We start from the raw sequence: 11,378 nt of genomic DNA, 5'->3' as shown, positions 1-11,378 counted from the left end.
TATGCAGCAAGCCCTGCAGTGGCAGGCTGGGCGTTTTAGCCTGAGCCTGCACCGCCCCTATGTGATGGGGATAGTCAACACAACGCCCGACTCGTTTTCCGACGGCGGGCGTTTTGCCATGCGCGATGCCGCCATACGCCACTGCGAACTGTTGCTAGAGCAGGGCGCCGATATGCTGGACATTGGTGGCGAATCCACCCGACCGGGTGCGCAACCCGTCCCACTGGACGAAGAGTTGCGCCGCGTTGTGCCGGTGGTGCAAGCCGCCGTGCGTTTGGGGGTTCCTGTTTCGGTGGATACCTACAAGCCTGCGGTGATGCAGGCTGTGCTCGATGCCGGGGCGGACATCATCAACGACGTGTGGGCGTTGCGCCACAGCGATGGTTCGGGTTTGCAGGGGCCGCAGGTGGTGGCCGGGCATGCCCGTTGTGGCGTGTGCTTGATGCACATGCACCGCGAACCGCAAACCATGCAGGCTGCCCCTATGCAAGGCGATGTAGTACCCCAGGTGCTATCGTTTTTGCAGCAATCTAGCCAGTCTTTATACGCTCTAGGGGTCAATAAGGCTCGAATTGCTGTGGATGTTGGCATCGGCTTTGGCAAGACCGTGGAGCAAAATTTTGCGCTGCTCGCTCACCAGCGAGCAGCAGTGCCGCAAGGGCTGGCGGTGCTGGCAGGCTGGTCGCGCAAGTCCAGCCTAGCGGCCGTGACGCAAGCGGCAGCGCAGGTGGACATTGAAGAGCGCTTGGTGCCCAGCGTCGTGGCCGCCGTGCTGGCGGTAGAGCGCGGCGCGCACATCGTGCGGGTGCACGACGTGCGCCAGACGGTTCAAGCGTTGCAAGTGTGGCAGGCCATGCACAGCGCCATGAACAAGGCCACAGCGCCATAAATAACGAGGGAAGTAGCAATGACGAGACAATATTTTGGCACCGATGGCATTCGCGGCACGGTGGGGCAATACCCGATCACCCCGGACTTTGTGTTGCGCTTGGCCCATGCGGTGGGCCATGTGCTGCGCCAGCAGGAACCGGGCCGCAAGCCCACGGTGCTGATTGGCAAAGACACGCGTATCTCTGGCTACATGCTGGAGTCTGCCTTGGAGAGTGGTTTCAACTCAGCAGGCGTGGATGTGGTGCTGCTAGGGCCTTTGCCCACGCCTGGAGTCGCGTATTTGACTCGTGCTTTGCGTGCCAGTCTCGGGGTGGTAATCAGCGCCAGCCACAACCCGTTTGCGGACAATGGCATCAAGTTCTTCAGCGCTCAAGGCACCAAGCTGCCTGATGCGTGGGAGCAAGACGTCGAGGCGGCCTTGGAGCGCGAGCCCGTGTGGGCCGAGTCAGCCCAGTTGGGCCGATCGCGCCGCTTGGATGATGCCGCAGGTCGCTACATCGAGTTTTGCAAGAGCACGTTTGACAAAGACCTGAGCTTCAAAGGACTCAAGGTGGTGGTGGATGCAGCCCACGGTGCGGCTTACCACATTGCCCCTAAAGTCTTCCACGAGCTGGGGGCGGAAGTGGTATCGATTGGCTGTGCCCCAGATGGTTTGAACATCAACAAAGGCGTGGGTGCCACCCACCCCCAAGCCTTGGTCGAGGCCGTACGCACCCAGCAGGCCCATTTTGGCGTCGCACTCGACGGTGATGCCGACCGCTTGCAGTTGGTCGATGCCGATGGTCGTCTGTACAACGGCGATGAACTGCTCTATCTCTTGGTAGCCGATCGCCTGCAGCGCGGCGAAAAAGTCCCCGGTGCCGTGGGCACCTTGATGACCAATATGGCCGTGCAAGTGGCCCTGCAGCAGCAGGGCGTGGAGTTCGTGCGTGCCAAGGTGGGTGACCGCTATGTGCTCGAAGAGCTGGAAAAGCGCGGCTGGCTGCTCGGCGGCGAAGGCTCAGGCCACTTGCTGGCACTGGATCAGCACACCACGGGTGATGGCCTGATATCGGCGCTGCAAGTGCTACAAGCGGTGGTGCGCAGTGGCAAGACCTTGGCGCAGTTGCTGCAAGGCGTGGCACTGTTTCCGCAAACCCTCATCAATGTGCGCCTGCAGCCCGGGCAAGACTGGGCATCCAACGCCGCCATGCAAAGCGCCCGTGCGCAAGCCGAGGCTGCATTGGGCCAGCAAGGCCGTGTCTTGATTCGCCCCAGCGGCACCGAGCCCTTGGTGCGCGTCATGGTAGAAGCCAGCGATGCTGCGCAAGCCCAGCACTGGGCCCAGCACATTGCCAATACCCTGAAAGGCGCGTGATGAGTGCTATTCCTGTGCCAGAGCGCAGCGGCTACCGCATCCGTGTGCAGCAGGTCGATTACGCCGACCCCGCCCAAGCAGCGGCCTTGGTCTATTTGCTCGATGCCTATGCCAGCGACCCCATGGGCGGTGGGGAACCTTTGAGTGATTACGCCAAAGCCAATCTGGTGCCGCAGTTGGCTGCGCGCAGCCATGCGTTCAGCGTGCTGGCATTTGCGGTGGATGCCACTGGCCACGAAACCCCCGTGGGTCTGGTCAATTGCTTGGAAGGCTTTTCCACATTCGCCTGCAAACCCTTGGTCAACGTGCACGATGTGGGTGTACTGGCCGACTGGCGTGGCATGGGCGTGGCCCACCACATGCTCGATTTGGTCGAGGCGATTGCCCAAGATCGTGGCGCGTGCAAGCTCACGCTGGAAGTGCTCAGCGGCAACAGTGGTGCTGTGCGTGCCTACGAGCGTTTTGGCTTTGCCTACTACGCGCTCGATCCAGCGCTGGGAACCGCTGGATTTATGCAGAAATGGTTGGCGTCCTAGCATCTTTGTCACCAAACATTCATCTGGCTGCCACATAGAAGTCATGCGCACTTCCGACACTTGCGCATGAACTGACTTGTGGAGGAGCCAAGATGCCAGCTGCACTAGCGAACTTTAGTGCCCTAACGCCGCAACCGATTGCGCTAGCCAGCCACCGCCCCAGCGCAGGCCATGTGGCAGGTGCGGGTAGCACCCATGCGCAGCCTCAGATTGCGGTGCGCTGGGCCCAACACCAAGACGAAGTTCGTGCTGCACAGCGCTTGCGCTATAGCGTCTTTGCTACAGAAATGGGAGCGCAATTGCCCAGCACGCTGCCCGGTCACGATATTGATGTGTTCGACAACTACTGCGAACATCTCTTGGTGCTTGACCAAGTAAGCCAGCAAGTGGTTGGCACATACCGCGTCCTCACTCCGGTGCAGGCCAACCGCATTGGTAGCTTTTACAGCGATACCGAATTTGACTTGACCCGCTTGCGCGCCTTGCGCTCGCGCATGGTGGAGTTGGGGCGTAGCTGCGTGCATCCGGATTACCGCCAAGGTGGTGTCATCATGGCTTTGTGGACAGCGCTGGGCGGTTTTATGGTGCGCAACCAACTCGACACCATGGTGGGCTGCGCCAGCATCCCGATGTTGCACAACGGGGTTGTGCGTTCTGACGTGGCGGCCAGCATTTGGCGCAAAGTGCGCCAAACGCATTTGGCACCCATCGAATACCAAGTGCGTCCCCGCATGCCCTTGCCCATGGATGGCGTGGATGACCAGCTCGATGTAGAGCCCCCCGCGCTGATCAAAGGCTATTTGCGCTTGGGCGCCAAAGTGCTGGGTGCCCCGGCCTGGGATCCCGACTTCAACAGTGCCGACCTGCCCATCATGATGCGACTGGACGATCTGCACCCACGCTACCGCAAGCACTTTCTGGGGGCGTAATGGGCAGTGATGACCACAACGATAGCGCACCAGGCGCTACGCGCTACCGTGCCGTTTTTGTGTCGGACATACACCTCGGCACCGCAGGTTGCCAAGCCGAGGCTTTGTTGGATTTTTTGAAACACCACCCCAGCGATGTGCTGTATTTGGTGGGCGATATCGTCGATGGTTGGCAGTTGCGCCGCCGCTGGTTTTGGCCCCAATCCCACAACGATGTTGTGCAAAAGTTGCTGCGTCGTGCCCGCAAAGGCTGCCGCGTGATTTTGGTGCCAGGCAACCACGATGAGTTTGCTCGCCAGTTCGATGGCCACCACTTTGGCGGCATTGAAGTGGTCTGTGAAACTGTGCACACCACGGCCACTGGCAAGCGCTTGTGGGTACTGCATGGGGATTATTTCGACGGCGTGGTCAAGTACGCCAAGTGGCTGGCCTACTTAGGCGACTATGCCTATGAATTTAGCCTGCGCTTGAACCGCCACCTCAATCGCTGGCGTTCGCGTTTGGGCTTGCCTTATTGGTCTTTGTCGGCCTACCTCAAGCTGCGCGTGAAAAAAGCCGTGAGTTTTATCAACGACTTTGAAACGGCCGTTGCCCACGAAGCCCGTGCCCGTGGTCTGGACGGGGTGGTGTGTGGTCATATCCACCATGCCGAGTTGCGCGATATCGATGGCATTTTGTACGCCAACGACGGTGATTGGGTTGAGAGCCTCACGGGCTTGGTAGAGCACCCCGATGGTCGCCTGCAAATAGTGGATTGGTCCCACTACGTGCGTGGGGGCACACCATGAAGTTGGCCTTGGTTACCGATGCGTGGGAGCCTCAGGTCAATGGGGTGGTGACCACCTTGGTAGAGCTGGTGCGCGAGTTGCGCCAAGGCGGTATCGAGGTCGAGGTGATACACCCTTTCTTGTTCAAAACACGTCCTTGTCCCGGCTACGCTGGGATCGATTTGGCCGTGCGCCCGGCTGTGCTGATGCGCGAGTACTTGGATCGCATTGCGCCCGATGCCATTCACTTGGCGACCGAAGGGCCACTTGGTTGGGCTGCACGCCGCTATTGCATGCGCCGCAAACTGGCTTTCACCACCGCATACCACACCCGTTTTCCCGAGCTGTTGCAGGCCGCTCTCAAAGTGCCTTTGTGGATCAGCTACGCCATGCTGCGGCATTTTCATGCCCCCTCTGCTGGTGTGATGGTGCCTACACCCAGCGTCTTGCGTTTATTGCAGCACAAGGGGTTTGGCAATTTGCGCTCTTGGACGCATGGGGTTGATGTACAGCAGTTTCAGTACACCGAGCAAGCGCGCACTTGCCCTCAACTGGGCTTGTTGCCCCGGCCAGTGTCGCTGTTTGTAGGGCGCGCTTCGTACGAAAAAAATATCCAAGCCTTTTTAGAGCTGGATTTACCCGGTACCAAGGTGGTATGTGGGGTAGGGCCGTTACAGGCCAGCTTGCGCGAGCGCTATCCCAGTGTGCGCTGGTTGGGTGTGTTGTCACGCCCGGAACTGGCGCAGGTCTACGCTGCTGCCGATGTGTTTGTCATGCCCAGTCGCCACGAGACCTTTGGACTGGTCATGCTCGAAGCCATGTCCTGTGGCACACCCGTAGCCGCTTATCCAGTAGAGGGGCCACTCGAAGTGGTAGGCTCGCCTGCTGCGGGAGGTGTGTTGCACGAAGACTTGAAAACCGCTTGGCAAGCCGCGTTGGCCATACCGCGCCACGCAGCGCGCAGCCGGGCTTTACAGTTTGGATGGGGGTCTTGTGCCCATCTATTCGCTCAACATTTGGTGAGTAATACCTATGAAAAACCATTGGCCTTTGTTGGACAGAGACCATAGCCTTGTCGCTTTCAATAGCCGTGTGCTGGACTGGGCTGTGCGAGCAGACACCCCGTTGCTCGAGCGTCTGCGCTATTTGTGCATCGTGTCATCCAATTTGGATGAATTTTTCGAGGTGCGCATGGCTCCGCACCTAGAAGCCTATGTACTGCAAGACCATAAGGGGCTGTACACCGCCGCAGGCTTTGAAGCTTTGTCCGATACCTTGCACACGCTGGTGGCGCAGCAGTATGCGCTCTACAACGACAGTCTGATGCCCGCCTTTGAGCGCGCTGGCATCCGCATTGTTTCGCACGGTGAGCGCGACAACGCCCAGCGCGCTTGGGTGCACCAGTACTTCGAACGCGAGGTGCGCCCCCTGCTCGTGCCCGTGGGTTTGGATCCCTCGCACCCATTTCCGCAAGTGGCCAACAAGTCACTGAACTTCATCGTGCGTTTGGCAGGCAAAGATGCCTTTGGTCGCAGCAATGAGATTGCCATTGTCAAAGTGCCACGGGTGTTGCCTCGTTTGATACGGTTGCCCGAGAAGGTCAGCAGCAAAGGCAAGGCCGATTTTGTCTCGCTCTCCAGCGTTATCCGTGCCCACTTGGCCAGCCTGTTTCCTGGACGCAGTGTGGAGCAGTTTTCCCAGTTTCGTGTTACTCGCCATTCTGATTTGGCGGTCGATGAGGATGATGTGCAAAACCTGCGCACCGCTTTGCGCGAAGGGCTTGAGCACCGCCAGTACGGCCAAGCGGTGCGACTGGAAGTGTCATCGGGTTGCAGCCCAGATCTGGCGGAGTTTTTGTTGCAGCAGTTCCATTTGCCCGAACGCTCGCTCTACCGCGTGGCTGGCCCGGTGAACTTGGTTCGTTTAACACAGCTCATCGACTTGGCCAAGCGCGCAGACCTGTGCTTTCCAGCATTCAAGTCGGCGTTTCCGGTGCAGATGGAGCGCAACCGCTCCATCTTTGAACAACTGCGTGAGCACGACATCATTGCCCACCAGCCCTTTGAAAGTTTTGATGGCTTGCTGGCCTTCTTGCGCGAAGCAGTGAACGACCCCGATGTGCTGGCCATACGCCAAACCATCTACCGCACCGGCGCTGATTCGGAATTGATGCAATTGCTGCGTGAAGCCGTGCGGCGTGGCAAAGAAGTCACGGTGGTGGTGGAGCTCAAAGCCCGCTTCGATGAGGAGGCCAATATCAACTGGGCAGAAATGCTCGAGTCAATCGGTGCCCAAGTGGTGTATGGCGTGGTGGGTCTGAAAACCCATGCCAAACTCATGCTAGTTACCCGCCGCGAAGGCCGCCACTTGCGCCGTTATGGTCACCTCTCTACCGGCAACTACAACCCCCGCACTGCACGGCTGTACACGGACATCAGCCACCTCACGGCAGACCCGCATATCACTCGCGATATCGAGCACATGTTTGTGCATTTGGCTGGCCAGAGCGAGTTGCCCAAGATGAGCCGCCTGTGGGTCGCTCCTTTTCACTTGCACGACAAGCTGGTGGACAAAGTGGATGAACTGGCCAAAGCAGCCTCGCGTGGCAAATTGACCCGCATCGTGGTCAAGATGAATTCGCTCACCGACGAGCGCTTGATTCACTCACTCATGGCAGCAGGAACCAAGGGGGTACAGATTGACCTCATTGTGCGCGGTGCTTGCATGTTGCCAGCCCAAGTACCTGGCGTGAGTGACAACATCCGTGTGCGCTCCATCATTGGGCGCTTTTTGGAGCATTCCCGCGTGTTTTACTTCCGTGTCGAAGACAACGAAGAGTTGTATTTGGCCAGTGCCGATTGGATGAATCGCAACATGGTGCGCCGCGTAGAAGTCGCTTGGCCGGTGCTAGACCCTGTCCAGCGCCAGCGCTTGGTCGATGAATGCTTGGTAGCCTACCTGCACGATGGCGTGGATAGCTGGATATTGCAGCCTGATGGCACCTACCGCAGTTCACGGGGGCAAGTAGAGCAAGCTGCCAGTGTGCAGACCGCACTCATGTACCGCTACGGGCAAGTGGAAGAGCGCCCACCCATTCTTGAGCCTGCAGCACCACCAACAGAGTGATGAAAGGACGCACGGCTATGGACTTGATTTTGTGGCGTCACGCTGAAGCGGTGGATGTAGAGCTGGTCGGGGATGATTTTGTCCGTTACCTCACTCCCAAAGGAGAGAAGCAAGCAGCCCGTATGGCTGCTTGGTTGGACAGGCAACTGCCCGAAGGCGCACGTATTCTTGTTAGTCCGGCCACCCGTGCGCAGCAAACAGCCCGGGCATTGGATCGCAAAACCAAGACAGTGCCCGCTTTGGCGCCCTTGGGTACGGCTGAGGAATTGTTAGAGCTGGTTCAGTGGCCCCATGCCCGTGGCACGGTGGTGGTGGTGGGACACCAACCCACACTGGGCCGCGTAGTGTCGCAACTGCTGGGGCTGCAAGCGGCTGAATGCAGTGTGCGCAAAGGCTCTATCTGGTGGCTGCGCCACCGTGAGCGTGATGGCCAAGCAACAACGTTAGTGCTAACGGTGCAAACCCCAGAACTGCTTTAGTTATCCGTCACTCAAAATGCGTGTGCCACACGGTATTTGTATCAAAACTTTAAGTTTGCATACAAATCCTGTGGATGCCAAACCATATAGGAGACACGCAAATGAAATGGATCACAGCAAAAACAGCCCTTGTATCCAGCGCAGCCATGCTGCTGCTGGCTTGTGGAGGAGGGGATGGAGGGGTTGCCAGCAATGGCTCAGGAACCAGCGGTACTACCGCTTCAGTTATGGCAACGGCTGCGGCCACCACCACCACTACGACGGGTGGCTACGCCGATGTACGCTCTGACGGCGTGACGGGAGCTGGTAGCAGCCCATTGACAACGGTAACGGTAAGTACTGCTTCTGCTATGCAATCGGCTATCGATGCATACAGTGGTACGGGTGGCTTGCTTATTAACTACGCTGGCACGTTCGACTTCAGCAAAATCACCGATCCCTGCACCCAGTGGAAATTGCCAGCCGGTGATATTGTGGAAATCAAAAACAAAAGCAACATCACCATCTTGGGAGCCAATGGTTCGGGTGCTAACTTTGGCTTGGCCATCAAGTCCGGTTCAGAAAACATCATCGTTCGCAACATGACCATCGGCTTGTTGCCCGGCAAGATCGATGCCTTGGGCATCGAGGGTCAGGCGGGCAAAGTACCTGGCTATATTTGGATTGACCACAACACCCTGTTTAGCTCCATGACCGAGTGCTCTGGCGCTGGGGACTTGGAGTTTGACGGCCTGATTGACAGCAAAAAAGGCGCACACCACATCACCTATTCGTACAACTACATCCACGACCACCACAAAGTGGGTTTGATGGGGTACACCGAATCGGACATTACCGATCGCTATGTGACCTTCCACCACAACTACTACAAAAACGTTGGTTCACGCATTCCGCTGCAGCGTGGTGGCTATACCCATATGTACAACAATTTGTACAGTCAGCTCACTGTGTCCGGTATCAACGTGCGCCAGGGTGGTTACGCCTTGATTGAATCCAACTACTTCGAGAACTCGTACAACCCGATCACCTCGCGCGACAGCACGAACCAAGGTTATTGGGAGCTGCGCAACAACAACATCACCAATGCTTCACAGTTCAGCACCTATGGCATCACATGGGATACCTGCACTGGCGATTGCGTGAAGAACGCGTCTGACTGGGCGACGACTGCCAGCTTCCCCAAGACCATTCCGTACAGCTACACGCCCAATACGCCTGCGTGCGTGAAATCGGGTTTGCCAGCCGTGGTGGGTGCAGGCAAAAACTTGGCCACCTTGTCTTGTTCTTGAACACCGTGATTTAGCCAGCTAGCAAGCTGGCATCGCATTTGCCCTCTATCGGCATTGCGCGAGGAAACCATGGGTTTCTTCGCAAATGCAGCATATTTGTTAACAAATACGATAGAAGGTGAACTGCTATGTCCAAGTTTGCGAAAACTGTTGCACACACAGTGTTAACCCTAGCCCTTATCGCCTGCGGCGGTGGGGGCGGGGGTTCCGGTGGCTCTGGATCTGGCTCCGGTTCAGGCTCTTCTGAGCCCAGCACCCAAGTAACAGGTGATTCGGGTGGCTATGCTGATGTGCGCTCTGGTGGTGTCACTGGCGGTGGCAATTCCCCTGCTACTACTGTCACGGTTAGCACCGCTGCAGCCATGCAAACCGCCATCAACAACTACAGCGGCACTGGCGGTTTGGTCATCATTTACAACGGGACTTTTGATTTCTCTACCATTCCTGACCCTTGCACCCAGTGGCAGCTACCCGCTGGCGATATTGTGGAAATCAAAAACAAAAGCCACATCACTATCCAAGGTAGCAACGGATCGGCGGCCAATTTCGGCTTGGCAATCAAGCAGGCTTCAGAAAACATCATCATCCGCAACATGACCATTGGTTTGTTGCCTGGTTCTATTGATGCCATTGGCATAGAAGGCCAGTCGAGTAAATACCCAGCCTATATCTGGATAGACCACAACACCCTGTTCAGCTCCATGACCGAGTGCTCAGGCGCGGGCGATTTGGAGTTTGACGGCTTGGTGGACAACAAAGCAGGTGCACACCACATCACCTACTCGTACAACTACATCCACGACCACCACAAAGTGGGGTTGATGGGTTCTAGCGAAACCGACATCACCGACCGCTACGTCACCTTCCACCACAACTACTACAAGAACGTGGGCTCGCGCACCCCTTTGCAGCGCGGAGGCTACACGCACCTCTACAACAACTTGTACAGCCAGCTCAACGTGTCGGGCATCAATGTGCGTTTGGGCGGCTACGCTTTGGTTGAGTCCAATTATTTTGAGAACTCGGTCAACCCCATCACATCCCGCGACAGTGACACCGTGGGCTACTGGGAACTGCGCAACAACAACATCACCAGTGCTTCGCAGTTCAGCACTTACAGCATTACATGGGGTAGCTGCAGTGGGGATTGCCTGAAAAACGCCACGGACTGGGCCACCACGGCGACCTTTCCCAAGACCATTGCCTACACCTACACGCCCAATACGCCGGCATGCGTGAAGTCGGGCTTGCCATCGGTGGTGGGGGCGGGCAAGAACTTGGCAACCTTGTCTTGCTCCTAAATCCGTTGCCCCTGCGTTGCAGGGGCACTATCAGGCGCGGTAGCGGTCAGCGCGGTGGTTCATGGCGATGATGATGTTCAAAATCACCGCCCCGGCAATGGATGCCAGCCACACGGGCATGGCTACCACCCAGAAGGAGGTGGCGATCACGGCCACGTCAAAACCCATCATGATCTTGCCGGCGCGCACGTGGTAGCGATCCTGCAGGTACAGGGCCAAGATGCTAAAGCCCCCCATGCTGGAGCGGTGGCGAAACAGAATCAAAAAGCCCACCCCCAGCATGCAGTTGGCCAGTACGGCGGCATAAATGGGGTTGAGTGTGTTGATACTGAAGAAATGCGGGTGCACTTCGGTGAACACCGAGAACAAGACAATCGCACTGAAGGTTTTGATAACAAACGCCCACCCCATGCGTTTGAACGCCAAGTAGTAAAACGGCAGGTTCAGGCAGAAGAACACCACGCCAAAGGGCCAGTGCAGGGCGTAGTGCAGCACAAAGGCCAAGCCGGCCATGCCGCCTGTCACATCACCTGCTTGCTTGAGCAAGTTGGCCCCAAAGGACACAATGATGGTGCCCAGTAACAGAGCCAGCACGTCCTCAATGGTGGAGTGGGGCGGAGCGGTTGGTGGTGTAGCAGGGGCTGCGCTGGGTGCGGCAGAGGGAGCAGGGGGGGTACTTGTGTCAGTCATGGGCCAGAACTCT

11 protein-coding genes are annotated in these 11,378 nt (G+C 57.6%); 10 read left to right on the top strand and 1 reads right to left on the bottom strand.

From position 1 onward, the window contains the following. The first annotated feature begins 13 nt into the window (after window positions 1–13). The 10 genes from folP to KIK84_RS10865 all read left to right on the top strand — a co-directional run bounded on the left by folP (window position 14) and on the right by KIK84_RS10865 (window position 10,675). Window positions 14–889 (top strand): dihydropteroate synthase, encoded by an 876-nt coding sequence (gene folP / locus KIK84_RS10910; RefSeq protein ID WP_214123289.1) that lies wholly within the window; start codon window positions 14–16, stop codon window positions 887–889. Between the two features lie 18 nt (window positions 890–907). After that, entirely contained in the window at window positions 908–2,248 is a 1,341-nt protein-coding gene (gene glmM / locus KIK84_RS10905; RefSeq protein WP_214123122.1) for a phosphoglucosamine mutase, read from the top strand. Next, the gene (locus tag KIK84_RS10900; RefSeq protein WP_214123121.1) at window positions 2,248–2,784 is read left to right on the top strand and encodes a GNAT family N-acetyltransferase; all 537 of its coding nucleotides are present in this window, start codon (window positions 2,248–2,250) and stop codon (window positions 2,782–2,784) included. The genes glmM and KIK84_RS10900 overlap by 1 nt, the downstream gene beginning before the upstream one ends. A 92-nt stretch (window positions 2,785–2,876) precedes the next feature. Then, window positions 2,877–3,713: a GNAT family N-acetyltransferase gene (locus KIK84_RS10895; RefSeq protein ID WP_214123120.1), complete on the top strand. Its 837-nt coding sequence runs from the start codon at window positions 2,877–2,879 to the stop codon at window positions 3,711–3,713. Beyond that, complete coding sequence (locus KIK84_RS10890) at window positions 3,713–4,501, top strand: UDP-2,3-diacylglucosamine diphosphatase (protein ID WP_214123119.1); 789 nt, start codon at window positions 3,713–3,715, stop codon at window positions 4,499–4,501. The genes KIK84_RS10895 and KIK84_RS10890 overlap by 1 nt, the downstream gene beginning before the upstream one ends. Then, window positions 4,498–5,550, top strand: coding sequence for a glycosyltransferase family 4 protein (locus tag KIK84_RS10885; RefSeq protein ID WP_214123118.1), 1,053 nt, complete (start codon window positions 4,498–4,500; stop codon window positions 5,548–5,550). The genes KIK84_RS10890 and KIK84_RS10885 overlap by 4 nt, the downstream gene beginning before the upstream one ends. Further along, entirely contained in the window at window positions 5,513–7,606 is a 2,094-nt protein-coding gene (gene ppk1 / locus KIK84_RS10880) for a polyphosphate kinase 1 (RefSeq protein ID WP_214123117.1), read from the top strand. The genes KIK84_RS10885 and ppk1 overlap by 38 nt, the downstream gene beginning before the upstream one ends. 17 nt (window positions 7,607–7,623) lie before the next feature. Further along, window positions 7,624–8,085 (top strand): phosphohistidine phosphatase SixA, encoded by a 462-nt coding sequence (sixA, locus tag KIK84_RS10875; protein WP_214123116.1) that lies wholly within the window; start codon window positions 7,624–7,626, stop codon window positions 8,083–8,085. A gap of 101 nt (window positions 8,086–8,186) precedes the next feature. Beyond that, window positions 8,187–9,374 (top strand): pectate lyase family protein, encoded by a 1,188-nt coding sequence (locus KIK84_RS10870; RefSeq protein ID WP_214123115.1) that lies wholly within the window; start codon window positions 8,187–8,189, stop codon window positions 9,372–9,374. Window positions 9,375–9,502: 128 nt separating this feature from the next. Beyond that, entirely contained in the window at window positions 9,503–10,675 is a 1,173-nt protein-coding gene (locus KIK84_RS10865; RefSeq protein WP_214123114.1) for a pectate lyase family protein, read from the top strand. Between the two features lie 30 nt (window positions 10,676–10,705). On the opposite strand, the gene KIK84_RS10860 is transcribed toward KIK84_RS10865, so the two are convergent. Then, complete coding sequence (locus KIK84_RS10860) at window positions 10,706–11,365, bottom strand: YitT family protein (RefSeq protein ID WP_214123113.1); 660 nt, start codon at window positions 11,363–11,365, stop codon at window positions 10,706–10,708. Window positions 11,366–11,378: the final 13 nt, after the last annotated feature.

The organism is Curvibacter sp. CHRR-16 (assembly GCF_018474005.1).
Lineage (GTDB): Bacteria > Pseudomonadota > Gammaproteobacteria > Burkholderiales > Burkholderiaceae_C > Allorhodoferax.
This window is presented reverse-complemented; position numbering and strand designations above follow the sequence as displayed.

Excerpts from the sequence above, each read along its gene's own strand:
- glmM (WP_214123122.1), top strand. The coding sequence starts at position 908 with ATGACGAGACAATATTTTGGCACCGATGGCATTCGCGGCACGGTGGGG.
- KIK84_RS10900 (WP_214123121.1), top strand. The coding sequence starts at position 2,248 with ATGAGTGCTATTCCTGTGCCAGAGCGCAGCGGCTACCGCATCCGTGTG.
- KIK84_RS10895 (WP_214123120.1), top strand. The coding sequence starts at position 2,877 with ATGCCAGCTGCACTAGCGAACTTTAGTGCCCTAACGCCGCAACCGATT.
- KIK84_RS10890 (WP_214123119.1), top strand. The coding sequence starts at position 3,713 with ATGGGCAGTGATGACCACAACGATAGCGCACCAGGCGCTACGCGCTAC.
- KIK84_RS10885 (WP_214123118.1), top strand. The coding sequence starts at position 4,498 with ATGAAGTTGGCCTTGGTTACCGATGCGTGGGAGCCTCAGGTCAATGGG.
- ppk1 (WP_214123117.1), top strand. The coding sequence starts at position 5,513 with ATGAAAAACCATTGGCCTTTGTTGGACAGAGACCATAGCCTTGTCGCT.
- sixA (WP_214123116.1), top strand. The coding sequence starts at position 7,624 with ATGGACTTGATTTTGTGGCGTCACGCTGAAGCGGTGGATGTAGAGCTG.
- KIK84_RS10870 (WP_214123115.1), top strand. The coding sequence starts at position 8,187 with ATGAAATGGATCACAGCAAAAACAGCCCTTGTATCCAGCGCAGCCATG.
- KIK84_RS10865 (WP_214123114.1), top strand. The coding sequence starts at position 9,503 with ATGTCCAAGTTTGCGAAAACTGTTGCACACACAGTGTTAACCCTAGCC.
- KIK84_RS10860 (WP_214123113.1), bottom strand. The coding sequence starts at position 11,365 with ATGACTGACACAAGTACCCCCCCTGCTCCCTCTGCCGCACCCAGCGCA.